At 69.5% G+C, this 23,876-nt stretch carries 24 protein-coding genes; 4 read left to right on the top strand and 20 right to left on the bottom strand.

Translation table 11 applies throughout. The annotated features are described in order from the left end of the window. Positions 1-126 precede the first annotated feature (126 nt). From ABTX24_RS07845 to ABTX24_RS07905, 13 genes are all read right to left on the bottom strand, one after another. Positions 127-660 (bottom strand): DoxX family protein, encoded by a 534-nt coding sequence (locus ABTX24_RS07845; protein WP_350838634.1) that lies wholly within the window; start codon positions 658-660, stop codon positions 127-129. 101 nt (positions 661-761) lie between these two features. Then, positions 762-1,322, bottom strand: coding sequence for an RNA 2',3'-cyclic phosphodiesterase (gene thpR / locus ABTX24_RS07850; RefSeq protein WP_350838636.1), 561 nt, complete (start codon positions 1,320-1,322; stop codon positions 762-764). Between the two features lie 33 nt (positions 1,323-1,355). After that, positions 1,356-2,090, bottom strand: a complete 735-nt coding sequence (locus ABTX24_RS07855) for a VIT1/CCC1 transporter family protein (RefSeq protein WP_201451195.1) — start codon at positions 2,088-2,090, stop codon at positions 1,356-1,358. Beyond that, the gene (locus tag ABTX24_RS07860) at positions 2,087-2,539 is read right to left on the bottom strand and encodes a DUF8738 domain-containing protein (RefSeq protein WP_350838638.1); all 453 of its coding nucleotides are present in this window, start codon (positions 2,537-2,539) and stop codon (positions 2,087-2,089) included. Before ABTX24_RS07860 ends, ABTX24_RS07855 begins: the two co-directional genes overlap by 4 nt. Positions 2,540-2,580: 41 nt before the next feature. Next, the gene (locus ABTX24_RS07865) at positions 2,581-3,819 is read right to left on the bottom strand and encodes an amidohydrolase (RefSeq protein WP_350838640.1); all 1,239 of its coding nucleotides are present in this window, start codon (positions 3,817-3,819) and stop codon (positions 2,581-2,583) included. 8 nt (positions 3,820-3,827) lie between these two features. After that, positions 3,828-4,988 (bottom strand): M20 family metallopeptidase, encoded by a 1,161-nt coding sequence (locus ABTX24_RS07870; RefSeq protein WP_350838642.1) that lies wholly within the window; start codon positions 4,986-4,988, stop codon positions 3,828-3,830. Continuing rightward, positions 4,985-6,193, bottom strand: a complete 1,209-nt coding sequence (locus ABTX24_RS07875; protein WP_350838644.1) for an aminotransferase-like domain-containing protein — start codon at positions 6,191-6,193, stop codon at positions 4,985-4,987. Before ABTX24_RS07875 ends, ABTX24_RS07870 begins: the two co-directional genes overlap by 4 nt. Before the next feature lie 22 nt (positions 6,194-6,215). Further along, on the bottom strand, positions 6,216-7,397 hold the full coding sequence (locus tag ABTX24_RS07880; RefSeq protein ID WP_350838646.1) for a M24 family metallopeptidase: 1,182 nt from the start codon (positions 7,395-7,397) through the stop codon (positions 6,216-6,218). 171 nt (positions 7,398-7,568) lie between these two features. Next, positions 7,569-8,717, bottom strand: coding sequence for an acyl-CoA dehydrogenase family protein (locus ABTX24_RS07885; protein ID WP_502890797.1), 1,149 nt, complete (start codon positions 8,715-8,717; stop codon positions 7,569-7,571). Positions 8,718-8,762: 45 nt separating this feature from the next. Continuing rightward, the gene (locus ABTX24_RS07890; protein WP_350838879.1) at positions 8,763-10,130 is read right to left on the bottom strand and encodes an MDR family MFS transporter; all 1,368 of its coding nucleotides are present in this window, start codon (positions 10,128-10,130) and stop codon (positions 8,763-8,765) included. Positions 10,131-10,237: 107 nt separating this feature from the next. Then, positions 10,238-11,434 carry a Fic family protein gene (locus ABTX24_RS07895; protein ID WP_350838648.1) on the bottom strand — a complete coding sequence of 399 codons (1,197 nt, stop codon included), beginning with the start codon at positions 11,432-11,434 and terminating at the stop codon, positions 10,238-10,240. Positions 11,435-11,497: 63 nt separating this feature from the next. Beyond that, a complete protein-coding gene (locus tag ABTX24_RS07900; protein WP_350838650.1) occupies positions 11,498-12,214 on the bottom strand; it encodes a hypothetical protein in 717 nt (238 codons plus the stop codon). Between the two features lie 31 nt (positions 12,215-12,245). After that, positions 12,246-12,941, bottom strand: coding sequence for an NAD-dependent deacylase (locus ABTX24_RS07905; RefSeq protein WP_350838651.1), 696 nt, complete (start codon positions 12,939-12,941; stop codon positions 12,246-12,248). A gap of 184 nt (positions 12,942-13,125) precedes the next feature. Here ABTX24_RS07905 and ABTX24_RS07910 point away from each other — a divergent pair, with 184 nt between their 5' ends. From ABTX24_RS07910 to ABTX24_RS07920, 3 genes are all read left to right on the top strand, one after another. Next, positions 13,126-14,289 (top strand): beta-1,3-glucanase family protein, encoded by a 1,164-nt coding sequence (locus ABTX24_RS07910; RefSeq protein ID WP_350838652.1) that lies wholly within the window; start codon positions 13,126-13,128, stop codon positions 14,287-14,289. A 79-nt stretch (positions 14,290-14,368) separates the two neighbouring features. Further along, a complete protein-coding gene (locus ABTX24_RS07915; RefSeq protein ID WP_350838654.1) occupies positions 14,369-14,779 on the top strand; it encodes a hypothetical protein in 411 nt (136 codons plus the stop codon). 45 nt (positions 14,780-14,824) lie between these two features. Continuing rightward, entirely contained in the window at positions 14,825-15,382 is a 558-nt protein-coding gene (locus ABTX24_RS07920) for a cytochrome c oxidase subunit II (protein WP_350838656.1), read from the top strand. 7 nt (positions 15,383-15,389) lie between these two features. Here the strand turns inward: ABTX24_RS07920 and ABTX24_RS07925 are convergent, their stop codons facing one another. From ABTX24_RS07925 to ABTX24_RS07955, 7 genes are all read right to left on the bottom strand, one after another. After that, complete coding sequence (locus ABTX24_RS07925) at positions 15,390-16,751, bottom strand: MFS transporter (protein ID WP_350838658.1); 1,362 nt, start codon at positions 16,749-16,751, stop codon at positions 15,390-15,392. A gap of 176 nt (positions 16,752-16,927) precedes the next feature. Next, positions 16,928-17,881, bottom strand: a complete 954-nt coding sequence (locus tag ABTX24_RS07930) for a PDR/VanB family oxidoreductase (RefSeq protein WP_350838660.1) — start codon at positions 17,879-17,881, stop codon at positions 16,928-16,930. A 23-nt stretch (positions 17,882-17,904) separates the two neighbouring features. After that, positions 17,905-18,663, bottom strand: a complete 759-nt coding sequence (locus tag ABTX24_RS07935; RefSeq protein ID WP_350838662.1) for an SDR family NAD(P)-dependent oxidoreductase — start codon at positions 18,661-18,663, stop codon at positions 17,905-17,907. Continuing rightward, positions 18,660-19,190, bottom strand: a complete 531-nt coding sequence (locus tag ABTX24_RS07940; RefSeq protein WP_350838663.1) for an aromatic-ring-hydroxylating dioxygenase subunit beta — start codon at positions 19,188-19,190, stop codon at positions 18,660-18,662. The genes ABTX24_RS07935 and ABTX24_RS07940 overlap by 4 nt, the downstream gene beginning before the upstream one ends. After that, on the bottom strand, positions 19,183-20,481 hold the full coding sequence (locus tag ABTX24_RS07945; RefSeq protein ID WP_160026496.1) for an aromatic ring-hydroxylating oxygenase subunit alpha: 1,299 nt from the start codon (positions 20,479-20,481) through the stop codon (positions 19,183-19,185). Before ABTX24_RS07945 ends, ABTX24_RS07940 begins: the two co-directional genes overlap by 8 nt. 1 nt (position 20,482) lies before the next feature. Then, the gene (locus tag ABTX24_RS07950; RefSeq protein WP_350838665.1) at positions 20,483-20,869 is read right to left on the bottom strand and encodes a hypothetical protein; all 387 of its coding nucleotides are present in this window, start codon (positions 20,867-20,869) and stop codon (positions 20,483-20,485) included. Positions 20,870-20,912: 43 nt separating this feature from the next. Next, entirely contained in the window at positions 20,913-22,067 is a 1,155-nt protein-coding gene (locus tag ABTX24_RS07955; protein ID WP_350838667.1) for an acyl-CoA dehydrogenase family protein, read from the bottom strand. A 184-nt stretch (positions 22,068-22,251) separates the two neighbouring features. Here ABTX24_RS07955 and ABTX24_RS07960 point away from each other — a divergent pair, with 184 nt between their 5' ends. Next, a complete protein-coding gene (locus ABTX24_RS07960) occupies positions 22,252-23,769 on the top strand; it encodes a PAS domain-containing sensor histidine kinase (RefSeq protein WP_350838669.1) in 1,518 nt (505 codons plus the stop codon). The last annotated feature ends 107 nt before the right edge of the window (positions 23,770-23,876 follow it).

Raw genomic sequence — 23,876 nt, forward strand, 5'->3', positions numbered from 1 at the left:
GTCGAGCCGCGAGGCCGCCTGCGGCCGAGCGTGTCGAGACCAACACGGTCCCCTCTGCGCTCGATCGGACCGTGTTGGTCTCGACACGCCTCCGCCTAGCGGCTCCGGCGGCTCGACCGACGGGGGTCAGGCCTTGATGGTCACCTTCTCCTCGACGTACGGCGGTGCCTCGGCGGCCTCGGCTTCGGCCGCCTCGGCGGCACGGGCCCTGCGCTTGGCGGCGACGGCCTTGAAGGGCCAGGTGAGGAGCTGGTCGAGGGTGATCCGGCCGGGGGCGACGAGGCCGAGCACGAGGGCGGCGGCACCGAGCGCGGCGGGGAGCTCCCAGCCGCCCTGGTCGACGAAGACCTCGGTGGTGCGGTGGGCGTACCAGATCGCTCCGGCCATCTGACCCGCCAGCAGCACGCCCGCGATCGGGGCGAACAGGCCGACCGCGAGCAGGGCGCCGCCGACGAGCTCGACGTAGGTCGCCACCTGAGCGGCGATCGCGGGCTCCGGGACCCCCAGGCCGCCCAGGAACTGCTCGGTGCCGGCGAAGCCCTGGTCGTACTTCTGCCAGCCGTGCGCGACGAAGATCCCACCGACCACCACACGGGCGGCAAGCAGCACGACGTCGTTGAAAAGTCCGGTGTAGGCGTTGCGCCCCACTCGACGACTCATGTCCGGTTCTCCTCTGGGTCAGGTCAGAAACAGGCCGCACACGGTAGCGATGTGGGGCCCGGACCGGTACCGCCCGGGGCTTCCTCTCAGCCGAAGGGGCTCTACCCAAACGGAAAGGCTGCTACGACCTCGTAGACCGGACGCTTCCTCGGCCCCTCGCCGAGTCGTGAGTGCACCAGCGCGAACGACGAGACGGTCCAGGTCGGGCCACGGTACGCATCGAGCAGCCGCACCCAGTTGCTGAGCTCCATCGGCGTCCCGGTCCGAGCGACCGTCAGATGGGGTCGGAAGCGGCCGCCGTCGACCTCGACCCCGGCCTTGACCAGGGCGTTCTTCGCGCCTGCCGCGGTCCGGTCGAGCTCCTCGGCGGCATCGGTCTCGACGCCCGCGTAGAGGACCTTGCCCTCGGCCACGTTGGGGAAGGCGCCGCCTCCGGTGACGGTCAGCTCGAAGGGCGTACGCCGCCCCGCGGCCGTCTCCAGCCGCTCGATCGCGTCATCGAGGGACCTGTCGGGGACGTGCTCGGCGAAGGCGAGCGTCAGATGGAGCTGGTCGGGCGCCGACCAGCGGAAGGCGGCCGCGTCGCGGCGTACGGACAAGAACTCGTCGAGATCCTCGATCACCGACTCCGGCGGGATCACCGCCACGAACATTCGATTCATCGATGTCCATTGTGCCCGGCTGCAGGGGCCGGGTCACCTGAGTTGTGTGCCGAGGAGATCACCGACGAGATAGGTGACCAGCATCGCGAGCAGGCCGCCGGCGACGTTGCGCAGGGCTGCCCGGAAAGGTGGCGCGTAGCCGAGGCGCGCGCTGGTCCAGCCGGTGACGGCTAGCGCGCCGGTGACCGTGAGGACGGTGCCCCAGATGCGGGCGCTGTCCGGGAGGAGCATGATCGACAGCAGAGGCAGCAACGCGCCGAGGGTGAACGACAGCATCGACGCCCAGGCTGCGGACCACGGCGAGGTGAGGTCGTCCACGTCGATACCGAGCTCGAGGACGGCGTGGGCGCGCAATGCGTCGCGATCCGTGAGCTGCTCGGCGACCTCGGCCGCGGTCTCGGGCTCCAGCCCCCGCTCGCGCAGGAACCCCTCCAGCTCGCGCAGCTCCTCCTCGGGCATGTCCCGCAGCTCGCGACGCTCCTTGGCGATCAGCGACTTCTCGGTGTCGCGCTGGGTCGAGACGGAGACGTACTCCCCCGCCGCCATGCTGATCGCGCCTGCCACCAGAGCGGCCACACCGGCGATGAGGATCGAGGCGTCGTCGGTGGTCGCCCCGGCGACACCCATCACGACACCGGCGGTGGAGACGATGCCGTCATTGGCGCCGAGGACGCCCGCGCGCAGCCAGTTGAGACGATTCTTCAGGCCCTCGGCCCGCTCCTCGGCGTCCCCGTGGCCCGCGTGGGCACCCTCACTGGGGAGCGTCACTGCTCGCCGCCGGGGACGGGCTCCTGTGGGTTCTCGCAGAAACGGACCGGGCCGCTCTCGCCGCCGTGGTACTCGTAGGTCTTGCCTGCGGCCTCGAGCACCACGCGTACGCCGTCGGTCAGCACCATCGTGTACATCTTCCCGGGCTCGGGGCAGCCGAGGCTGCCGTCGCGCCAGGTCACCTTGTCGTGGGAGACGACGGTGATCTCCTCGCTCTTCACCCCCTGACGCTTGGCCAGGTCGGCGATCGCGGCTGCGACCTTCGGGTCCTCGGCGGGCGTCGGGCTGGACGATGTGGGCACGTCAGACACGTTAGCGCCTGGGTCGGTCGCCTCGGAGCCACATCCGGCCATCGCCGGCGCCAGCGTCAGCGCCAGAACGGGCAGCAGGTACGCCGCGGGGCGGATCTTGCGCTTGCTCTTGTCGGTGCTGGTCTCGGTGGGGGTCATACCCATGGGTACGTCAGCGGTTCGAGGTTCGTTGCGCACGATCAGACCCCGAACCGCGTCACGCGCTCTCGCGTACGCCCGGCTCCGCGCCCCGCGTCGGCCTCGCCGTCCCAGGTGTAGACCTCGGTCCCGGTGATGAAGACGCGCTCGGCGCGGTGGTCGGTGTCGAGGGGGTCTCCGGACCAGATGACCACGTCGCCGTCGAGGCCGGGGGCGATCGCGCCGACGCGGTCGTCGAGACCGAGGAAGCTCGCCGGGTTCGTGGTGATCGCGGCCAGGGCCGTGTCGCGCGGCAGGCCGTCACGTACGGCGAAGGAGGCCTGGTGGACCAGGAAGTTGATCGGGATCACCGGGTGGTCCGTGGTGATCGCGACCCGCACGCCCGCGGCGGCCATCGCGGCGATGTTGCGGTTGGCCCGGTTGCGTACCTCCACCTTCGAGCGGCTCACGAACATCGGGCCGTAGATGACCGGGATGTCCTTCTCGGCGAGCACGTCGGCGAGCAGGTGGCCCTCGGTGCCGTGGTTGACGACGAGGCGGTAACCGAACTCCTCGCTGAGCCTGATCGCGGTGGCGATGTCGTCGGCGCGGTGGGTGTGCTGGTCCCAGGCGAGCTCGCCGGCGAGGACGCGGGCGAGGGTCTCCTTGCCGAGGTCGCGATCGAAGGGCTCACCCTTCTCCTCGGCGGCTGCCCTCTTGGCGGCGTAGTTCTGGGCCTCGACGAAGGCCTTCCGGATGATGTTGGCGACACCGAGGCGGGTCGAGGGAGTCTTGTTCTGATCGCCGTAGACGCGCTTCGGGTTCTCGCCGAGGGCGCTCTTGACCGAGACCGAGTCGGAGACCACCTGCTCGTCGATGGTCCGCCCGCCCCAGGTCTTGATCGCGACGGTCTGGCCGCCGATCGGGTTGCCGGACCCGGGCTTGATCACCGCCGTGGTCACCCCGCCGGCGAGGGCGTCGCGGAAGCCCTCGTCCTCGATGTTGATGGCGTCGATCGCCCGCAGGCCCGCGCCGTCGGGGTCGGTCATCTCGTTGGTGTCGTCCCCGGCCCAGCCCTCGCCCTGCTCATGGGTGCCGATGTGGCCGTGGCCCTCGACGAACCCCGGGAGCAGCCACTTCCCTTCCGCGTCGATGATCTCGATGCCCTCGGGGATGGCGACGTCCGCGCCGACGGCGGTGACCACGCCGTCCTCGATCACGACGGTGCCGTTCTCGATCGGCTCCGCCGAGACCGGGACCACGTACGCATGGGTGATGGCGACAGAGGAACGCTGAGTCATGGCCGTCATCATGCCCGGCTCGGACGGGCGACGGGCTGGAAGAGGGAGGCATAGGCCTTCGCGGCGGTCACCAGCTCGGTGACCGCGACGCTCTCGTCGGGTCGGTGGGCCTGCTCGGCGACGGAGCCGGGGCCGAGCACGACGACCGGGATGCCCGCGCTCGCGACGAAGCCGCCGTCGCAGGCGGCGGTCCAGCCGGTCGGGGCAGCTGCGGGTGCTCCGGCTGCGGCCAGTGCGGCGGCGACGTCGTCGACAATCGGATCGTCGACCGGGGTCTCGAAACCGGGCATGTCCATGGTCATCCGGACGTCGACGGCGAGGCCGCGTCCGGCGAGGTCGAGCGCGGCCAGGCGGCTCTCGACGTCGTTCCGTACGTCGCTCGCGGACTCGCCCGGGAGCAGGCGGCGGTCCGCGGTGATCCGGCAGTGCGCGGCGACGGTCGAGGTCGCCTGGCCGCCCTCGATGGTGCCGACGCTCCAGGTCGCCGGGCCGCACAGCGGGTGTGGGCTCGCAGCCAGCTCGTCGTGCCAGCGCTCGATCTCGGCGATCACCTGGGCCATGCCGTGGATCGCGTTGCGACCGTCGGACGGGTTGCCGGAGTGGGCGGCTCTGCCGGTGAGGTCGATCTCGAGGTAGGCGTCGCCGCGGGCCGCGATCACCGGCTGCAGGCTGGTCGGCTCGACGACCAGGCAGGCGATGTGATGATTTGTCGACAATCCGCGGACGAAGTGGCGGATGCCGAGGCCGAGCTCTTCCTCGTCGACGAGCACGGCGAGGGTGATCGGTGGCCGGTCGGCGGTGTTGTCGACTGTGGACAATGCGACGATCGCCGCTGCCAGGCCGCCCTTGGTGTCCGCGCTGCCTCGCCCGTGCAGCCGCCCGTCGCGTACGTCACCGGAGAACGGGTCGCCGCTCCAGCCGTCGCCCGGCGGCACCACGTCGGAGTGGCTCACGATCAGCAGCCCCGGCCCGGGACCGCTGCCGACCCGCGCGATCAGGTTCGCGCGCCCGGGCGCGACCTCCTCGAGGGTCACCTCGAAGCCGCGCCGACGGCACTCCTCGGCGTGCACCGCGACCGTCGCGGCCTCCTCCCCCGGCGGGTTCTGACCGCGGGCGCGCACCAGCCGCTGGGCGAGCGCGACGACCTCGTCGGCATCGACCGAGGTCACCGGCCCTCCCGGCCGAGACGATCGACCGCTCGCCGGAGCCGGGCGATGCCCTCGGCGATGCGCTCGGGTGGGGTGGAGGCGAAGCAGAGGCGCATCGCGTGCGGGAAGAGCCCGCCTGGCGAGAACGCGTTGCCCGGGATCAGCGCGACGCCCTCGGCGAGGGCGACCTCGAACAGTGCGGTGGTGTCGACCGGCGGGTCGAAGGCGACCCAGAGGAAGAAGCCACCGTCGGGGTCGGTCCACGTCGCCTGGCCGTCGAAGTGTTCGGTCAACGCTGCGCGCATCGCCTCCTTCCGCTCCTTGTAGACAATCCGCTGATCGGCCACATGGGCGTCGAACCCGCCGGAGTCGAGGAACCAGGCGAGCTGACGCTGCGCCGGCAGGTTGGTGCACGTGTCCATCGCCTGCTTGGCGTTGATCAGCAGCTGCCCCAGCGACGGGTCGGCGTCGACCCAGCCCACCCGCAGCCCCGGCGCGACGGTCTTGGAGAAGGTGCGCACCGAGAAGACCAGCGGGTCACCCTCGGCCAGCTCGTGCAGCGTCGGCAGCGGGTCACCGGCGAACCGCAGCAGCCCGTAGGGGTCGTCGTCGATGAGCATCGAGCCCCACGCGCGGGCGAGCTCGATGAGCCGGATCCGGCGCTCCAGCGACAGGGTCGCCCCCGACGGGTTCTGGAAGGTCGGGATGGCGTAGATCGACTTCGGGCGGCGGCCGGTGCGGCGTACCTCTGCCTCCAGCCGCTCGACGTCGAGGCCCTCCTCGTCGACCGGGATCTCGAGGAGGTCGGCCGAGTACGAGAGCGCGGTCGCGCTGCCGTTGGTGTAGGTCGGTGCCTCGACGACGACCAGGTCGCCGGGGTCGGTGAAGAGCTTGTGGACGAGATCGAGACCCTGCATCCCGCCGGAGGTGATGGTGAGCCGGGCGCAGGTGGTCTCGTCGCTGGTGCCGGCCAGCTGGGCAAGCAGCGCCTCACGCAGCGCCGGATCCCCCTCGGTGGCGGCGTAGTCGAAGGCGTGCGACTCCAGCGGCACCGCGGCCAGCGCGGCGGCCGGGATGGCGTCCTGGGCCGGGCTGCCCATGGCGAGGCGGACGATGTCATGGGTCTGCTCGGCCAGCAGCGACGTGCTGGAGTCGATCACCGAGCCCACGAGGTGCTCGCTGCGCGCTGCCAGAGGCAGCCGGATGTCCGTGCGGATTGTCGACATTCGACATTCCCTCCTAGGTGGACTACTCGTTGACGATCAGCTGACGCGGCATCGAGGTCAGCGGCTCGGGCAGGTGCTCGGTGACCAGGACCGACTCGGAGAGCTCATAGGCCCAGCCATCCATCCACATCCCGAGGATCACATGGAAGGCCATCCCGGGCTCGAGAACCGTCTCCTCGCCGGCCCGGAGGCTGACCGTCCGCTCGCCCCAGTCGGGCGGGAAGCCGATGCCGATCGAGTACCCGATCCGGGAATCCTTGCTGAGCCCGTGGGCGGCGATCACCCGGATGAAGGCGGCATGTACGTCGGCACCGGCCGCCCCCGGTTTCATCGAGCCGAGCGCGGCCTCCATGCCCTCGGCCGTCGCGGTGGCGCAGTCGAGGAGCTTGGCCGACGGTGGCCCGAGGCAGACGGTCCGGGCGAGCGGGGCGTGGTAGCGGTTGCGTACGCCGGCGAGCTCGATCGTGGTCGCCTCACCTCGCCGCAGGACCCTGTCGGTCCAGGTCAGATGGGGCGTGTCGGCGCTGACGCCGGTCGGCAGCAGCGGCACCAGCGCCGGGTAGTCACCACCGACCCCGCCGACGCTGACCGTCTGCGCCGACTGGATGTCGGCCACGACGTCGCACTCGCGCCGCCCCGACCGCACCCCCGCGAGGGCCGCCGTCATCGCCCGCTCGGCGACCACGCCCGCGGCTCGCATCTCGTCCTGCTCGGCCGGCGACTTCACCAGGCGCACCCAGTTGACCAGCTCCTCGCTGTCGACGATCCGCGCGTGCGGCAGGGCTCGCTGCACGGCCAGGAAGCCGCGTACCGGCAGATAGTGGGCGTCGAGCTCCATGGCGACGACCGTGTCAGGACTGTCGACAAATAGATTTAGCTCCCGCGCCCGCGCGGCGATGTGGTCGTAGGGATGGACGTCGGGCCGGTGGACCAGCTCCTCCGGATAGGCGTGGATCCGCTCCTCCGGCAGCACCGCCGTGTGCCGGGCACCGTGCGCGTCCATCGCCCGCAGGAACAGATGTGGCTCACCACGAGCCGGCACCACCGCACACTGCGGCACGTAGAAGGACCAGGCGTTGTAGCCGGTCAGGTAGTAGAGGTTCGCCGGGTCCGCGACCACCAGCGCCGCCCAGCCCCGCTCCGCCATCCGCTGCTGGACCCTCCCCAGCCGCTCCGCGAACTCCTCGGGGCCGAAGACGCTCACCACACCAACACCGTTCCCGCCATCCGATCATCGTGACGGAGCCCGCTGATTGTTGACAATAGACAACCCGAGATTTCGAGCGGTCGTAGCGTCGCCGAAACACCGGGAAATACGCCGACGGGCGCCCACCCGAAGGTGGACGCCCGTCAGCGACGTACGAGCAGAGAGAACTCAGAAGCCGAGCTCGCGGCCGATGAGCTCCTTCATGATCTCGTTGGAACCGGCCCAGATCTTCGTGACGCGGGCGTCGCGCCAGGCGCGGGCGACGCGGTACTCGTTCATGAAGCCGTAGCCGCCGTGGATCTGGACGCAGTGGTCGAGAACCTCGGACTGCGCCTGCGAGGACCACCACTTGGCCTTGGACGCCTCGACCGGGGTGAGCTCACCGCGGGCGTGCGCCGCGACGCACTTGTCGACGTACGCCTCGGCGACCTCGATCTGGGTGACCAGCTCGGCGAGGAGGAACTTGTTGTGCTGGAAGGCACCGATGGACTGGCCGAAGGCCTTGCGGTCCTTGGCGTACTGCACGGTCTCGAGCAGGATCTGCTTGGCCTGCGCCACGTTGGCGACGGCGCACGAGACGCGCTCCTGTGGAAGCTCCTCCATCATGTGGATGAAGCCGCGGTTGAGCTCGCCGATGATCTCGGCGTCGGTGACGCGTACGTTCTCGAAGAAGAGCTCGGCGGTGTCGGACTCCTCCATGCCGACCTTGTCGAGCTTGCGGCCGCGCGAGAAGCCCTCCTTGGTCGCCTCGATCGCGAAGAGGGTGATGCCCTTGGCGCCCTTCTCCGGGTCGGTGCGGACCGCGGTGATGACCAGGTCGCAGGAGTAGCCGTTGGTGATGAAGGTCTTGGAGCCGTTGATGACCCACTCGTCGCCGTCGCGGACCGCGGTGGTCTTCAACGCGGCCAGGTCGGAGCCGCCGGACGGCTCGGTCATGCCGATGGCGAGCAGGATCTCACCGGAGGCCACGCCCGGGAGCCAGCGCTGCTTCTGCTCCTCGGTGCCGAGGCGGACCAGGTAGGGCGCCGTGATGTCGGAGTGGATGCCGACGCAGGTCGGGTAGGCCGCGCCGATCTTGGCGAGCTCCTCGGCGAGGACCGCGTTGAAGCGGAAGTCGTCGGCGCCGGCGCCGCCGTACTCCTCCGGGATCGCGAGACCGAGGAAGCCGTTCTCGCCAGCCTCCAGCCAGAACTCGCGGGGCAGCGCCTTGTCGGCGATGTGCTTGTCGGTGTGGGGCTTGACCGAACGCTCCAGCCACTGCTGGACGGAGGCTCGGAAGTCCTCGTGGTCTTCCTCATAGTGGTCGCGCTTCAGCATGCGTCGGAGTCTACGACGCAGTGGTTACTCGGTGGTAACCACTGTTCATCTGGTGATCCGGACCGGCGTACGCCAGGCCACCACCAGCAGCGGAACCGAGACGACCAGGCCGACGACGAAGACGACATGCAGCGCCGGCGCGAGGACATCAGCAGGCAGTGCCTCGAGCGGGGGCACCTCTCCCCCGGCGTACTCACGCCTGACCAGGCCGTTGGCGACCGCCCCGAAGAGCGCGACGCCCAGCGCCGAACCGACCGAGCGGGCGAACATGTTGGACCCGGTCGCCACCCCGCGCACCTCCCAGTCGACCGCCGACCCGGCCGCGACGACGCCCGGGTTGACCGACCAGCCGAAGCCGAGGCCGAGTACGAAGCACGGGATCGCCAGGTGCCAGATCGACGAGTTCTCGCCGACCGTGACCAGCACCAGTCCGCCGACGATGACCAGCAGCGCACCGAGCCCGACGGCGGTCCGAAAACCCCGAGACAGGTAGATCCGGCCGGCCGTGGCGGCGGCGATCGGCCAGCCGATGCTCATCCCGGCGAGCGCGAACCCGGCCACCAGCGCCGAGTGACCGAGCACGCTCTGGGCATAGAGCGGGACGTACGTCGTCAGCCCGAGCATCACCACGCCGACGATCAGGCTGGCGGCGTTGGCCGGCGCGAGGACGCGATGGCTGAGGACCCACGGCGGCAGGACCGGGTCGGCGGCACGGCGCTCGACGAACCCGAAGGCCACGAGGGCCGCGGCGCCGACCGCGAAGATCAGGTACGACGGCCAGGAGGCCCACGCCCAGGCGTGCCCGCCCTCGAGCAGACCGAGCAGCAGCGCGATCCCGCCGACCGTCAGCAGTCCCGCGCCTGCCCAGTCGATGGCCTGACCGTCGACGGCCGCCGGACGGTCCTCGCGGAAGTGCCGCAGCAGCCACATCGCGACCGCCCCGACCGGCAGGTTGATCAGGAAGATCAGCCGCCAGTCGAGGTAGTCGGCGAAGAGGCCGCCGAGCGTCGGCCCGACGATGGCGGCGGTGGCCCAGACCGAGGCGACGTACGACGTCGCGACCGCGCGCTCCTCCAGCGTGTAGATGTCGGAGACGATCGTCATCGCCATCGGCTGGATCGCCCCGGCACCGATGCCCTGGATCGCCCGGAAGACGATCAGCGCGGTCAGCGACCATGCCAGACCGCAGAGCAGCGACCCGACCAGGAAGGCCACGATCCCGGCGATCATCACCGGCTTACGCCCGAGCCGGTCGGCGACCTTGGCATAGAGCGGCGTCGTCACCGCGGTGGCCAGCACGTAGATCGAGAAGAGCCACGGGAACTGCTCGAAGCCGCCGAGGTCCTTGACCACGCTCGGCACCGCCGTCGCCAGGATCGTCATGTCGATCGCGACCAGGCTGAGCGACACCATCACGGCGAGCAGGATCGGTCCGCGCTCGCTACGAAGTCCTACCGAGCTGCGCGTTGGTCTGGTCGTCGAGGTGGGCACATTACTTAGCAATCCTCACGACCGCCCGTTCATTCCTTTGCCCGAACGCGAGCCGCGATGCGTACGTCCAGGTCGGCGAGCTCATCGAGGATGTCGCCCGCGCCCCACACCTGGTTGCGGGTGCGGTTGGTGAGCGGGCGGATGATTCCTGCACCACGGAGGCGGTCGATGACCCGATGTGTGGTCGCAACGGAGAGGCCCAGATCGTCCTCGACGTCCTCGGTGGTGACCACGGGCTCCTCCGCCAGCTTGTCCAACAGCGACTCGGCCGCACTGGCCCTGCTCGGCCTCACCCGCTCACGCCAGTCGCTCGGCAGCTCAGCCAGTCGGGACGCCGTCACCTTCGACTCCTCAGCGGCGACCGTCGACGCGGTCGCGATGATGCTGATGATCGGCTCGGTGTCGCCCGCGTGGAAGTCGTTCAACGCCTGGAAGTAGGCACTGCGACGAGCTGCCAGAGCGGAGGCGACCGGGATGGTCACGGAGCGAGCGATGCCGCGACGACGTACGACTGCCGCGGCAAGCGCTCGACCGATGCGGCCGTTGCCGTCGGTGAACGGATGGATGGCCTCCAACTGCGCGTGCGCGATCGCGGCCTGCGGAATCACCGCGATGTCGTCGCGGGTCGCGAAGTCGATCAGGTCCTTCATCAGGCCGGGGACACGGTCCGGTGGCGGAGGCACGTAGATCGCGCCCCGAGGCGAGTGGTCACTGCCCCCGATCCAGTTCTGCATGTCACGCCAGCGCCCGGCGTACGGCCCATCGATGGGGTCGTCACGCATCAGTCGCCGATGCGCGTCCAGGAGCGTCTCGAGATCGAGCGGACCGGAGACGAGCCGGTCCAGAGCGCCGGTGGCACGGACCATCGAGAGCGCAGACGAGTTCGACTTCGCGCCATGCAGAGCACGGACATAGTCCTCGACCGAGGCGATCTCGTGCTCGATCTTCGACGACGCGATCGACTCGGCACGCAGGAGCATCGTCGCCAACGGGCGAAGCTGAGGGCCATGGGTGGCGTCCAGCGACGCGATCGCTCGAATTGCGTCGTCGCACTCGGCAGCCACGCCGGGCGGGACACTCAGGCCGACACCGGAGATGCGCGCGGGGATACTGACCGTCACCTCTGCCAGCCGACGGTCCTCGATAGTGCCGCCTTTGACGCTCTGGCGCCACGGCATGACGACACGCTCCGCCGCTGGAATCAACGTCGCGCCGCGCTCGATCATGAGAAGAGCGTACGCGTTATTCTCACTTTTCCCTGAAAAGTGAGAATAACGGCAGAGATGTTCTCACTTTTCCAGCTCGGCGAGGTCGAAGACTTCGCCGGCGGCGGGCTCCTCGACCTGGAACTCCTTGTCGAAGTCGGAGAAGATGAGCTCGCCGGAGCTGCCCTGGGTCCACTTCACGATCCGATGGGGCTCGGAAGCCAGGACGTACGTCCGGCTCTCGGTCTCGCCGTGGGTGACGTCGAGACGGACCGCGGGGCCGTCGGCGGCCATCGCCGGGCCGATCGCCTGGGCCTCGGCCTCGGGCGGGACCATCTGGGCGGTGAGGCTGTCGATGCTGCAGAAGGCACGCAGGCTGGCCAGCTCGCCCTCGAGCTCGACCCACTTCTTTCCGACGCGCTTGGCGATGCGCTCGCCCTCGCCCTTGGCCGGCGCGATGGCCTTCCAGAACTCCTTGTCGCCCTGGTACCAGGCCGAGCCGTCGATGGAGCGCAGCGAGATCTGGCCGTCGCCGATGCTGACCTTGCCGACGCAGGCGTCGTCGGCGGAGACATCGAGGTCGACGGTGATCTTGGTGCCCTCCGAGTCGAGGACGTCACCCTCGACGTGCACGGTCTTGATGTCGTGCATCGCGGTGCGGGCGTCCTCGGCGATCTGGTTGCCGGGCTCCTTCGCGTAGTCACGCGCCTGGGACAGCGATCCCTCCTCGTCCCCACAGCCGGCGAGAGCGCTGGTCAGCGCGACGATGAGGGCGGTCGTGGGCACGGCATGGCGAAACACGCGGCCTATCGTGACAGAGTTTACGAACGGGTCAACGCGCAAGGGCCTGTACGTCGGCAACCCACTCGGGCACCAGCTTGCCGGCGGGCCCGTGACGGGCGTCGTCGAAGAGGTGCGAGGTCTCGGACGGGTCCAGGTTGAGCTCGAGGGTCTTGGCCCCGGAGCGGGCCGCCATGCGTACGAAACCGGCGGCCGGATAGACCGCGCCGCTGGTGCCGATCGCGACGAAGAGATCGGCCTGGGCGAGTGCGCGCTCGACCAGGTCGAGGTCGTAGGGCATCTCGCCGAACCACACCACGTCGGGCCTCAGGGTGTCGTTGCCGCAGCCCGGGCAGGCAGGGGCGTCGGCGAGGTCGTCGTCCCAGGCGAACCGGCCCTGACAGGAGTCGCAGAGGGCCGAGAGCAGCTCGCCGTGCATGTGCACCACCCTGCGGGAGCCGGCGCGTTCGTGCAGGTCATCGACGTTCTGGGTGACCACCAGCAGGTCGTCGCCGAGGACCTGCTCGAGCCTGGCCAGCGCGATATGGGCCGGGTTGGGCACCACCGCACGCAGCTCCCGGCGGCGGTCGTCGTAGAACCGATGGACCGTCGCGGGATCACGATGGAACGCCTCGGGCGTCGCCACGTTGTCGACGTGGTGACCCTGCCAGAGCCCATCGGCATCCCGGAAGGTCGCGAGACCGCTCTCGGCGGAGATCCCGGCTCCGGTGAGCACGACAACTTTCACAAGGATTCAGGCTAGCGACGTTGACGAAACATCCGCTGCCCCCTGACCGCGGTTTTGGTCACCCGATCGGTATTTGTGATCGAACCGAGGCCGTGCCGACGCCGGCCGAGGAGGGTATGGACTTTTACTGTAAAGGCCCCTTACTGTAATTCGGGTTCCTACAGTTCCCCACTCGGGAGGTCCCATGCTGACCAGACGATCTGTACTCGCCGCCACCTCTGCCGCCTTCGCCGTCCCCCTTCTCGGCGGAACGAGCTGGCAGGCCGCGCAGGCCATGCGCCCGCAACGGATCGGAGCCCAGGCCACGATCCAGCTCCGCTTCGTCAACCGCACCGGCGCGTACGACAACGCCTCCATCCACTTCTACATCGTCGGCACCAACCTGGCGACGGGCGAGCAGTCCCGGGTCACGCCGGAGGGCACACTCGTGCCCGTCTCGCTCGCCGACAACGGCGCCGACGGGTACGCCGACTACGCGATCCCGTTCTCCGGGAGCGGGGACACCCTCTCCCAGATCCCCGCCGACATGTCGGGACGGATCTACTTCTCGCTCGGCGACAAGCTGAAGTTCAAGGTCAACGAGGGCAACGCGCTCGCCTACCCGGCGGCGTGGGTCGAGTCCGACCCGAGCTACGGCGTGCTCCACGACTGCGTCGAGTTCACGTACAAGAGCGGCCGGATCTACTGCAACACGACCATGGTCGACATGTTCAGCGTCCCGCTCTCGATCGCGCTGACCGGCGAGGAGTCCCCCACCACCGGCACCCTCGTCGAGGGCGGTCGCGCGAAGATCTTCTCCGCGGTCTCAGCCTCCCCCGACTTCGCGTCCCTCGTCGTCGACGACCGCCGGATCATCGCGCCGGGGCACGGGCTGGACGCGGGGAAGTTCTCCGCGACGTTCTTCGACTCCTACATAGACCAGGTCTGGTCGAAGTACGCCTCCGAGTCGCTCGTCGTGAAGGCCAACAACACCACCTTCACCGGCCGGGTCAGCGGCGACCAGTTCGTCTTCGACGGCGGCGTCAAGGCGTTCAGCCGGCCCACGACCCGGGACGTGCTCTTCTGCGACGGCGCGCTGGCCGCTCCCAACGACGGGATCACCGGTCCCGTCGCGGCCGTGCTCGGCGCGGGCTTCAACCGGACCACCCTGCTCGCCTCCGCCGACCAGCCCACCGGCGACCCCGGCGGCTTCTACCAGGGCGATCCGGTCCATGCGTACTGCAAGGCGATGCACGACAACACGGTCGACGGGAAGGCCTACGGGTTCGCCTTCGACGACGTCGGCGGCTTCGCGTCGTACGTCGAGGACAACGCCTCCGAGATGACGGTGACGCTGACTCCGTTCTGAGGCCGGGCGCAGATCCCCTCTATCGGGGAGCGCCGGCTCGACTCGCCCACCGCGCCACGAGGGCCCGTACGGTCGCACCATGTCGTACGTCGTCCTCGTGGCGTGGCTCGTCCAGGCAGCGGTCGGAGTCCTGCTGCTGACGGGCTGGTTCCGGCATGGCCGCGTCCGGTCGCCGGTGGTGCTCACCCACGTCGGGCTCTCCGTCCTGGGCGTCGCCTGCTGGACGACGTACGTCCTGGTCGACCAGGTCCTCTGGGCGTGGGCCGCGCTCCTGCTCATCACCATCGGCAACGGCTTCGGCGACAACATGCTGCTGTGGCGTACCCGGCGGATGGGCGGCAGCCACCTCTCCACGGTCAACGCCTACAAGGTCGCCCTCCGCTCGATGTTCAAGGGCCGGCTCCCGCTCCGGGTCAGCTTCCATGCGATGTTCGCCGGGGTCGTCTACTTCTCCACCCTGGCCGTCTGCGTCGTCGCGACCGTCTCCTAGGCCGTTCGGGCGTGCGGAGCACCGTGCGGCCGGGATACTGATCCCATGGGTGCGGGTGGGGCGGTTCTGATCATCGTCGTCGGGGCTGTTCTGCTGTTCATCGTGGCGATCGGGGTGATCCTGCTCGTGGCCGCCGGGGCGGTACGGCTGTCGGGCAACAACCCGAAGCCGCTGGCCTGGTCCGGCGTCGGCGTGCTCGCGGTGCCGGTGCTCTTCATCGCCACGCTCGTCGTGTGGGCCCAGGTCACCCGCGACCCCGACACCATCGAGCTCGACCTGCGCGAGCCGATCCAGCTCTCCAGCCTGCCCGAGGACAACGAGGAGTTCCCGGGGATGCGCGACTACGACAGCGACCGGATCGACCTCGTGCTGCCCGACGGCGACCGCTTCGAGGCCGAGGTCGACGGGGTGCTGGTCTGGTCCGACGACGGGTACGTCACCCGGGTCACCTTCGACCGGCGAGCCCGCGAGGAGGGCGAGGCCGAGACCCTAGGCGCCACCTGGGAGGCCGAGCTGGACGGCTCCGGCACCGTCCAGCTCGAGCCGGACTACTCCGACCACGGGCGGGTCCGGGGCGAAGTGCTCACCGAACCCGCCCTGTAGGCACAGCTCAGCTGAACTGGGTCCGGAGCTTGGCCCGGGCCAGGGCCCGAGGTGCGGTCTCGGGGAGCAGGCAGAGGCAGACCAACGAGAGTGCGCACGTGGCGGCCAGGTAGTAGCCGACGTACGTCGCCTCGCCGGTGCCCGCCATGATCCGGTTCGCGATCAGCGGCGAGATGCCGCCGCCGAGCACCGCGCCGACGTGGAAGGAGACGCCCATCCCCGACTGGCGCTGGTCGCGCGGGAAGAGCTCGGTGAAGAAGGTGTACATCGGTCCGAAGAGGATCCCGGTGGTGGTGAACCCGATGATCATCGCGGCGGCCACGCCGGCCACGCTGCCCGCCTCGGCGAGGTGGAAGATCACCAGCGCCGACGCGATCGAGCCGGCCGCACCGACCATCATCACCGGCCGGCGACCGAGCCGGTCGGCAGCCCAGGCGGAGAGTACGTTCGCGACCGCGTGCATCACCAGGGCGGCGATGCTGGCGTTGACGATGGGCTGACGCGGCAGGCCGAGGCCCTCGGGGGCGGCCGCGGTGGCGTACGAGAGCATGAAGATGGCGAGAGCGAAGGTGCTCGAGTTCAGGCCGATGTTGACGCCGGCGGCGAGCACGACGCGACGCCAGTTGGTCTTGAGGACGGCCAAGACCGGGAGCTGGTTCTTCAGCGTCTCGCCCTCCTCGCGCATCATTCGCTGGAAGACCGGGCTCTCCGAGACGCCGCGGCGGATCCAGATGCCGAGGAACAGCACCACACCACCGATGAGGAACGGGATCCGCCATCCCCAGCTCTCCACGCTGGCAGCGGGGAGGAGCAGCACCGCCGCGAAGGCGAGGTTGGCCAGGATCGACCCGATCGGCGACCCGAGCGCCACGAAGACGCCGTACCTGGCCCGCTTGTCGTCGGGGGCGTGCTCGATCGCGAGCACCGCCGCGCCGCCGGTCTCCCCGCCCCGGCACAGGCCGTGCACCATGCGGAGCAGCACCAGCATGATCGGCGCGGCGACGCCGATCTGGGCGTAGGTGGGCAGCATGCCCATGACCATCGTGGCGACGCCCATACCGATGAACGTCATCAGCAGCGCGGACTTACGGCCGTACCGGTCGCCGACCCAGCCGAAGAGCACCGCACCGACCGGTGCCATCAGGAAGCCGATGGCGAAGGTGGCCAGGCCCATGAAGGTGCTGAACCAAGGGTTGTCGGTCCGGAAGAAGGTGTCGGTGAAGACGAGTGCGGTCGCCGTCCCGTAGATGGCGAAGTCGTAGAACTCCAGAGAGGTTCCGACGCCGCTGGCGAAGGCGAGGCGGGCGACGCCGCCCTTGGTGGAGGTCAGATCCGATCCGTCGGTGTCGACGCGGGATGTCGTGGTCATGACTGTCCTGTCGGTAAGGCGCGAGGGCCAGATCATCCCCCAACCGCACGGCATCGTGCGACTGCGGATGTGCTCCGACCCTCGCGAGGGGGTGGTTCCACGCTAGGAACGTTGGCGCCCGGGCTCCATTGGCATTGACCGCAGCCCGTTGAGGGTTTCCCCTACCGGCGATGGCGTCAGTACAGCTCGATGACGAGCTTCGAGCTCTTCGCCCGGGAGACGCACAGCGCCATCTGGTCGCCGGCTTCCTTGTCGGCCGCGGAGAGGCAGTTGTCCCGATGGTCGGGGACGCCGTCGAGGACGCCGGAGACGCACGAGCCGCAGATCCCCTCCTCGCAGGACTTGAACACGTCGATCCCGTTGTCGGTCAGCACCGACAGGATCGAGCGGTCGGCGGGGATCTCGAAGGACTCCCCGGTATCGAGCTCGACCGTGAACGAGTCGTCCTCGGAGGTGTCGATCTCGGCAGCCTCGAAATGCTCGACGTGTACGTTGCGCTCGCCCACCACGGGCGTGGCCACCGCGGTCACCTGCTCCATGAATCCGGTCGGGCCGCAGGTGTAGACGTGGCTGCTCGCGGTCATCGTCTCGAGCGCGTCGCGCAACACCGTGCTCTGGTCGCCACGAGGTACGCCGAGGTGGATCTCGACGTGAGCAGCGAAGTCGGCGTCCTCGAGCAGGTCCAGAAAGGCGGCATGCTCACGAGACCGGGCGAAGTAGACCAGCCGGAACTCCTCGCCACGCTCGTACAGCTCGTAGGCGAGGCTCAGCATCGGCGTGATCCCGACGCCTCCGGCGACCAGCAGGTGCTGGTCGGCGCCCTCGACGACGGCGACGAGGTTGCGCGGCTCCCCGATGGCGAGGACGTCGCCGACTCCCACCTGATGCAACGCCGTGCTGCCGCCGCGCGAGTCCGGCTCGAGCTTGACCGCGATCAGCTGCGAATCGCTCTCGGACGGCGGGCTGCACAGCGAGTACTGGCGCAGCACGCCGGTCGGGCCGACCACGTCGATGTGGGCACCGGCCCGGTACGGCTCGAATCTCCGGCCGTCCTCACGGACGAGCCGCAGCGTACGGATGTGCGGGGTCTCGACCCCGATATGAGTGACACGCACCTTGATGTCGGTCATCGATCTGCTCCTCTCGGTGGTGATCAGCGCACGTAGAGGCCACCGTTGGCGTCCCAGCACGCTCCGGTCACCGAGGCCGCGCCGGGCGAGGCCAGCAGCGCGACCATCTCGGCGATGAACTCGGGGCTGCCGAGCCTGCCCACGGGGATGGTCTCGGCGAACCGGTCGAGGTTGTCCTCGCCGACGATGCGGCGTACGACGGGGAGGTCGAGCGGTCCGGGCGAGACGGCGTTGACGGTCACTCCGGAGCTCGCGAGCTCACGGGCGAACACCTTCGTGGCCGCCAGCACCGCGCCCTTGGAGGACGCGTAGTGACCGCCGGTGGCGGTGCCGCCGTTCTGGCCGGCGAGGGATCCGAGGTTCACGATCCGGCCGTAGCCGGCGGCGGCCATGTGCCGTCCGAAGACCTGGCACGCGGCGAAGGTGCCGCCGATGTTGACCGCCAGCACCGAGGCGAGCTCCTCGGGCGAGATCTTCAGCAGCGGCGTCGACTGGGTCCGGGCGGCGTTGTTCACCAGGACGTGTACGTCGCCCCAGCTCTCCAGCAGCGTGGTCAGCAGACCCTCGATCGCCTCCCGGTCGGTGACGTCGAGACCGTACGCACGGGCGTTCTCGCCCGTGCCGTCCAGGTCGCCGGCCACCGTCGCCGCGGCGGCTTCGTCGATGTCGACGACGGCCACACGGTGACCGGTGCGGTGCAGGTGAGCGGCGATCACCGCCCCGAGGCCGTTACCGGCACCGGTGACGACAGCGACCGGCCGGCTCTCGGACCGCGACGTCACAGCAGGAACCCGGCCGCCGGGACGGCGGCCTCGCTGTCGACCAGGCGGATGACCTTGAGCACGATCAGATCCTCGGCCGGGGCGGAGCCCAGCCGGATCCGGTACTCCACGTCGCCGGCCCACAGATCATGCCGGCCACGCTTGAACGCGACCAGCACCTGGGAGGCGCGCAGCACGACCTCGGCGTCGGAGACCTGGACGGGCAGGAACCGGGAGACGGTGCGGGTGGTCGTCGCCGAGTCGACGGCGGCAAGGGCGTACCCCTCGGTCATCCGGGTGACGCGCATCGCGCGCATCCGAGCGTCGTCGTAGACCATGTTCAACGTGTTGTCGAAGTCCGTCGTGGTCGGGTCGATCGGGATGACGTAGTGCCCGTCATCGGCATAGAGCGCATTCCACGCGTCGTACTCCTTGCGGTCGAGCAGGTCGGCCTCTCGCCAGGCGAGCTCGATGCCGCGCAGCACGCGCGGGTCCGCCAGCGACGTGGCAGCCGTGTCGGTGCGGGTGTCGGGGAGGGTCTCAGTCATCGCTCATCATCTGCTTCCACTGGGCGTACGCAGCGCGCATCCCGGTCTCGTCGGTGACATGTGAGGTCGGCCAGCCCTCGGGGCTCGGCTTCTCCCGAGCCACGCCGCGGTTGACCAGGATCGGCATCTCGGGCGCACCCTGCGCGCCCCGCTGGACCCGGTCCCATCCCTCCGCGTCGTCGGGGGTGCCGAAACCGAACGGCCCCTGGAAGTGCTCGTGCACCCGCAGCCGGGCGCGGTTCACCGGGCCGACGACCTCGTCGGGGCCGTCGGGGCCGATCGCGACGTGCTCGATGACCGTCTTGTCGACGGAGATCGGCCGCAGGACCCGGAAGAACGCCGCGGACATGGAGACGTTCGGGAAGAGGTTGAGGTTGAACCCGGTGCCGTGCATGGCCAGGACCACCTTGCGGATCGCCGAGTCGGACAGGCCGGCCTTCCGCAGGTCGGCGATCAGCCCGTCGAACCGGTCCTGGAGCTTCTCGGTGCCGTCGTCGGCGTCGAGGTCGGAGTGCTCGGGCACCATCTGCATGACGCTGTGACCGTTGCCGAGGTCGTGCGTGATCGCCTCGGGGTCGGTCATGAACGACATCATGTCGGCGGTCTCGGCGTCGACCGACGCCATCCAGGAGCGGTGCACGATCGGGAAGTGGTAGCCGTCGGTGGTGTTCTCCAGCTGGATCTTCCAGTTGCCTCCGAAGGTGAACTGGTGGGTGCCGAGCACCTTGACCGGGTAGCCGCCACCCTGCTTCATGAACCGGTCGATCCACACCTTCACGTCGCCGAGGAACTCCTCGAGCGGCTCGATGTCCTCGTCGAGGGTGGCGAAGACCATGCCGCCGTACGACTCGGTGCGCAGCCGCTTGAGCGAGAGCTCGCTCTTGTCCAGGACACCCTCGTAGCCCTCCGGGTAGGGGATGCCGCGCAGCTTGCCGTCGAGGCTGTAGGACCAGGCGTGATAGGGACAGGTGAAGCCGTTGGCCTCGCCGGTCCGCTTCTCGCACAGGCTCGCCCCACGGTGGCGGCAGCGGTTGACGAGGGTGTGGACAGCGCCCTTGCGGTCGCGCGAGACGATGACCGGCTGCCGACCGACGTACGTCGACTTGAAGCTGCCGGGCTTGGGCAGCTCGCTCTCGTGCGCGACCCAGATCCAGGTGTGCTCGAAGATCCGGGTCATCTCCTGCTCGAAGATCTCGGGGTCGGTGTACATCCGGCCCGCGACCCGGTCGCCCTGGACCAGGTCGGCAGGGGCGAGGTCGTACACGTTGGCTGCGGTGATCTCGGTGGTCATCTCAGTTCGCCTCCGCGGGCTCGTAGGAGCGCGGCGTGAGGGCTCTGCCCATCCGCGCCTCGACCTTGGCGTATCTCCAGAGCTTGAAGTCGCCCTCCCCCACCGCGATCGTGCGGAACAGGTTGCAGGCGGCCCTCACGGTCTCCTGGGTGTCGACGTCGGCCAGCAGGTAGCAGGTCCACGGCCAGGAGTCGGATGGACCGACCAGGTGCGCGTCGTCGTCGATGTCCCCGATGAAGTCGACCCCCGGCAGGGCCTTGATGCCGTCCATCATCTCGACGAAGGCCCTCCACACGTCGTCGACGGTGACACCGGCGCTGGGCAGGTCGAAGAAGTTCTGGTTGATACCGATGCAGAACAGGACGCGGAGTGGTGTTGGCTCACTCATCGGGTCTCCTTGGGGTCGTGGGACGGGCGGCGGGTGGGTCCGCTCACATGAATCCGGGGACGGTCGGCTCCTGGCCGAGCAGCACGGCACCGGCGGCGTCGTACATCGAGGGGCCGAGGAAGGCGTGCACCTGGGGCACCTCGGCGTCCCGGCGCAACCGCTGAAGCGGATGCTGGTTCGCGATGGTCCCGGTGCCCGAGATGGTGCAGAGGTCGGCGACGACGCGGGCCGCGGTGGACGCCAGGTGTGTCGCGGAGAGCCGGATCCGGGCATGCTGCTCGGGGCGGACCTCGTCGCCGGCGACGACGCTGCTCCAGACCTCTTCGGCGACCTCGTAGTAGAACGCGCGCGCCGAGCGCAGCGCGGCATAGCTCTCGGCGTAGGACGTGCGGTAGTAGGCACGGGCCGCCAGGGGCGGTGCGCCGGTCACGCCCGTGCGCGAACCCGCCTGCTGGGCGAAGTCGAGCGCGGCTTGCGCCACACCCAGGCCGACCGCGGCATGCACCTGCGCCTGGTAGCCGATCGTGGGATAGCGGAAGAGCGGCTCGTCGACGGTCGGCTCCCCACCCCGGACGAATGTCCACTCGCGGGCGACCTCGACCTCCTTGACGACCAGGTCGAACGAACCCGACGCACGCATCCCGGCGACGTCCCAGTCCTGCACGATCTCGACCTGCTCGGGTCGCAGCAGAGCGCTTCGCGGCTTGCCTCCGGACGCGTCGTCGCTGGGTATGCCGACACCCAGCACGTCGGCGCCCATGCAACCGCTGGCGAACTTCCAGCGACCGTCGACGATGAATCCGCGCTCGGTGGGGGTCACCGGCTGGACCGGGAACAGTCCGCCGGCGAAGACGACATCAGGGCCGTCTTCGTACAGCTCGGCCTGGGTCTCGAGCGGGAGTGCCGCCAGATAGGTGAGTGCGGACCCGAACGCCGCAACCCATCCGGTCGAGCCGTCGACGGCCGAGATCCGCTCGACGACCTCGAGAAAGTCGGCGGGGGCCATCGGCTCGCCTCCGAACATCTTCGGGGCCGAGCTCCGGTAGACCCCGACCTGCTTGAGCCGGTCGACGAAGTCACGGGGTACGTAGCTCTGCTCGTGGAACTCACCCCGCCGGGCAGCCAGCTCCGACAGGACGTCGTCCAGGGTGAGCGGCGCAGCGGCTGTCTCCGGCTGGATCTCCTGGGTCTGGGCCATGTCGGCTCCTCTGAATCGGGTCGGATGTGTCGGACCGGCCGGGTGCCGACCGCCGGGTTCGACGCTATGAGCCCGTCCGCGCGGCGGGAATTGGGAATGCCCGGCCCGGATGAGGGGGCGTCACTGCCCCGCGTAGGGGATTTCTTCAGCGCCCGCGCCTCATCCGGCGACCTATCCTGACCAGATGCAGGTCGACCCACAGGCGCCCGAGCTGGTCCATACCGACTTCCTCGCGATGATGAACGCGACCTCGCTGTGCGTGCTGATCCACGATGCCGAGACGCACACCATCATCTGGGCCAACCCCGCGGCCTGCGAGCTGCTTGAGTGGAGCGTCACCGAGCTGCGGCCGCTCAAGGCTGACCAGATGAGCAGCTCGGCCCAGGAGTACGACCGGGTGATCGGCCGGGCGTGGCTGCAGGAGGCGGTGGAGAAGGGCCGCAGCAGGATCGAGTGGCACTACCGCTCCAGCACCGGCCGGGTGGTCCCGACCGAGGCGGTCGCCACCCGCGTCGAGCTCGCCCAGGGCCCAGCGGTGATGGTGCAGTTCCGCGACATCGAGCGCGAGCAGGCGGTCGAGCGCGAGCTGCGGCAGACCACGGCGTACGTCGAGACGCTGAGCCGGCACACCGCGGCAGGCGTCGTCGTCCTCAGCCCGGACGGTGTGGTCCAGCACGTGACCGACCAGGCGCTCGCCCAGTTCGGGGTGTCCCGCACCGACATGGCGGGGCACAGGCTGGACGACGTCGCCTCGGTCCAGATCGACCGTCGAGGCGACCGCGAACGCACCGGCTGGTCGGCGGCGGTCGGCGCGGCCGACCCGATCGCCACCGTCCGGCTGCGGCTGCGCCGCCGCGCCGGAGCCGGCCCGTCCCGGTCCGCCTGGCTGGGCGGGACGCTCGAGCGGATGCACCAGCCCGGGGTCGCGGAGTTCGTGCTGACCGTCTACGACATCTCCGAGCGGGTGCGGGCCGAGCAGGCGTACGACCAGGAGAACTACCTGGCCCGCTACAACGCGATGGGTGACATGGCGATGGCGATCGCCCACGAGCTGGGTCAGCCCCTGGCCGCGGCGAACAACTTCCTGGCCGGCGTCCGCGCCCGCGCACGGACGCTCCAGGCCTGTGCCGAGACGGCGGGCGCCACCGAGATGCTCGCCTTCGGGCTGGACGGCGCCGAACGCCAGATCGAGCGGGCGGCGACGATCGTCAGCTCCGTACGCTCCTATGTCGGGCATCTGGAGCAGGTCTCCGGCCGGGTGGACCTCAACGACGTCGTCGAGGAGTGCCTCTACTTCGTCGGGCTCCGGGCGGATCCCGCGGGGATCGAGGTCGAGCTGGACCTCTCCTCGGACCCGGTCCACGTACGCTGCGAACGCGTGCTGACCGGACAGGTGGTGCTCAACCTCTGCTTCAACGCCGTCGACGAGCTGAGCCAGTGCGGACCGGACAGCCGGGTGCTCCGGATCAGCACAGGCACCGCGACGTACGACGGGAAGACCTCGGGCATGGTGACCGTCGAGGACCGAGGACGTGGCCTGACGCAGGACCCGTTCGCCGAGTCGTTCACGTCCAAGGAGGGCGGGAGCGGGATCGGGCTGGCTCTGAGCTATCGGATCATCACCCGTCAGCACGGCATGATCTGGGCCGAGTCACGCGAGGGCGGTGGCACCCGATTCGCGTTCACGCTGCCCCGCGCATAGCCGCGCCGGCGTAGGGGAAATCCTCATCCTCCGTCGAGGAACTCTCGATTCCGCGTCGGGGCGACACTGCCTACGGTCGAGGTATCCGACCCGGTAGGAGGCCCAGG

Source organism: Nocardioides sp. NPDC127514 (genome assembly GCF_040302125.1).
Lineage (GTDB): Bacteria > Actinomycetota > Actinomycetes > Propionibacteriales > Nocardioidaceae > Nocardioides.

Bases quoted from the DNA above. Each gene is read 5' to 3' on its own strand.
- ABTX24_RS07845 (WP_350838634.1), bottom strand. From the start codon at position 660: ATGAGTCGTCGAGTGGGGCGCAACGCCTACACCGGACTTTTCAACGAC.
- thpR (WP_350838636.1), bottom strand. From the start codon at position 1,322: ATGAATCGAATGTTCGTGGCGGTGATCCCGCCGGAGTCGGTGATCGAG.
- ABTX24_RS07860 (WP_350838638.1), bottom strand. From the start codon at position 2,539: ATGACCCCCACCGAGACCAGCACCGACAAGAGCAAGCGCAAGATCCGC.
- ABTX24_RS07865 (WP_350838640.1), bottom strand. From the start codon at position 3,819: ATGACTCAGCGTTCCTCTGTCGCCATCACCCATGCGTACGTGGTCCCG.
- ABTX24_RS07875 (WP_350838644.1), bottom strand. From the start codon at position 6,193: ATGTCGACAATCCGCACGGACATCCGGCTGCCTCTGGCAGCGCGCAGC.
- ABTX24_RS07885 (WP_502890797.1), bottom strand. From the start codon at position 8,717: ATGCTGAAGCGCGACCACTATGAGGAAGACCACGAGGACTTCCGAGCC.
- ABTX24_RS07890 (WP_350838879.1), bottom strand. From the start codon at position 10,130: ATGGTGTCGCTCAGCCTGGTCGCGATCGACATGACGATCCTGGCGACG.
- ABTX24_RS07895 (WP_350838648.1), bottom strand. From the start codon at position 11,434: ATGATCGAGCGCGGCGCGACGTTGATTCCAGCGGCGGAGCGTGTCGTC.
- ABTX24_RS07910 (WP_350838652.1), top strand. From the start codon at position 13,126: ATGCTGACCAGACGATCTGTACTCGCCGCCACCTCTGCCGCCTTCGCC.
- ABTX24_RS07915 (WP_350838654.1), top strand. From the start codon at position 14,369: ATGTCGTACGTCGTCCTCGTGGCGTGGCTCGTCCAGGCAGCGGTCGGA.
- ABTX24_RS07920 (WP_350838656.1), top strand. From the start codon at position 14,825: ATGGGTGCGGGTGGGGCGGTTCTGATCATCGTCGTCGGGGCTGTTCTG.
- ABTX24_RS07925 (WP_350838658.1), bottom strand. From the start codon at position 16,751: ATGACCACGACATCCCGCGTCGACACCGACGGATCGGATCTGACCTCC.
- ABTX24_RS07930 (WP_350838660.1), bottom strand. From the start codon at position 17,881: ATGACCGACATCAAGGTGCGTGTCACTCATATCGGGGTCGAGACCCCG.
- ABTX24_RS07940 (WP_350838663.1), bottom strand. From the start codon at position 19,190: ATGACTGAGACCCTCCCCGACACCCGCACCGACACGGCTGCCACGTCG.
- ABTX24_RS07945 (WP_160026496.1), bottom strand. From the start codon at position 20,481: ATGACCACCGAGATCACCGCAGCCAACGTGTACGACCTCGCCCCTGCC.
- ABTX24_RS07950 (WP_350838665.1), bottom strand. From the start codon at position 20,869: ATGAGTGAGCCAACACCACTCCGCGTCCTGTTCTGCATCGGTATCAAC.
- ABTX24_RS07955 (WP_350838667.1), bottom strand. From the start codon at position 22,067: ATGGCCCAGACCCAGGAGATCCAGCCGGAGACAGCCGCTGCGCCGCTC.
- ABTX24_RS07960 (WP_350838669.1), top strand. From the start codon at position 22,252: ATGCAGGTCGACCCACAGGCGCCCGAGCTGGTCCATACCGACTTCCTC.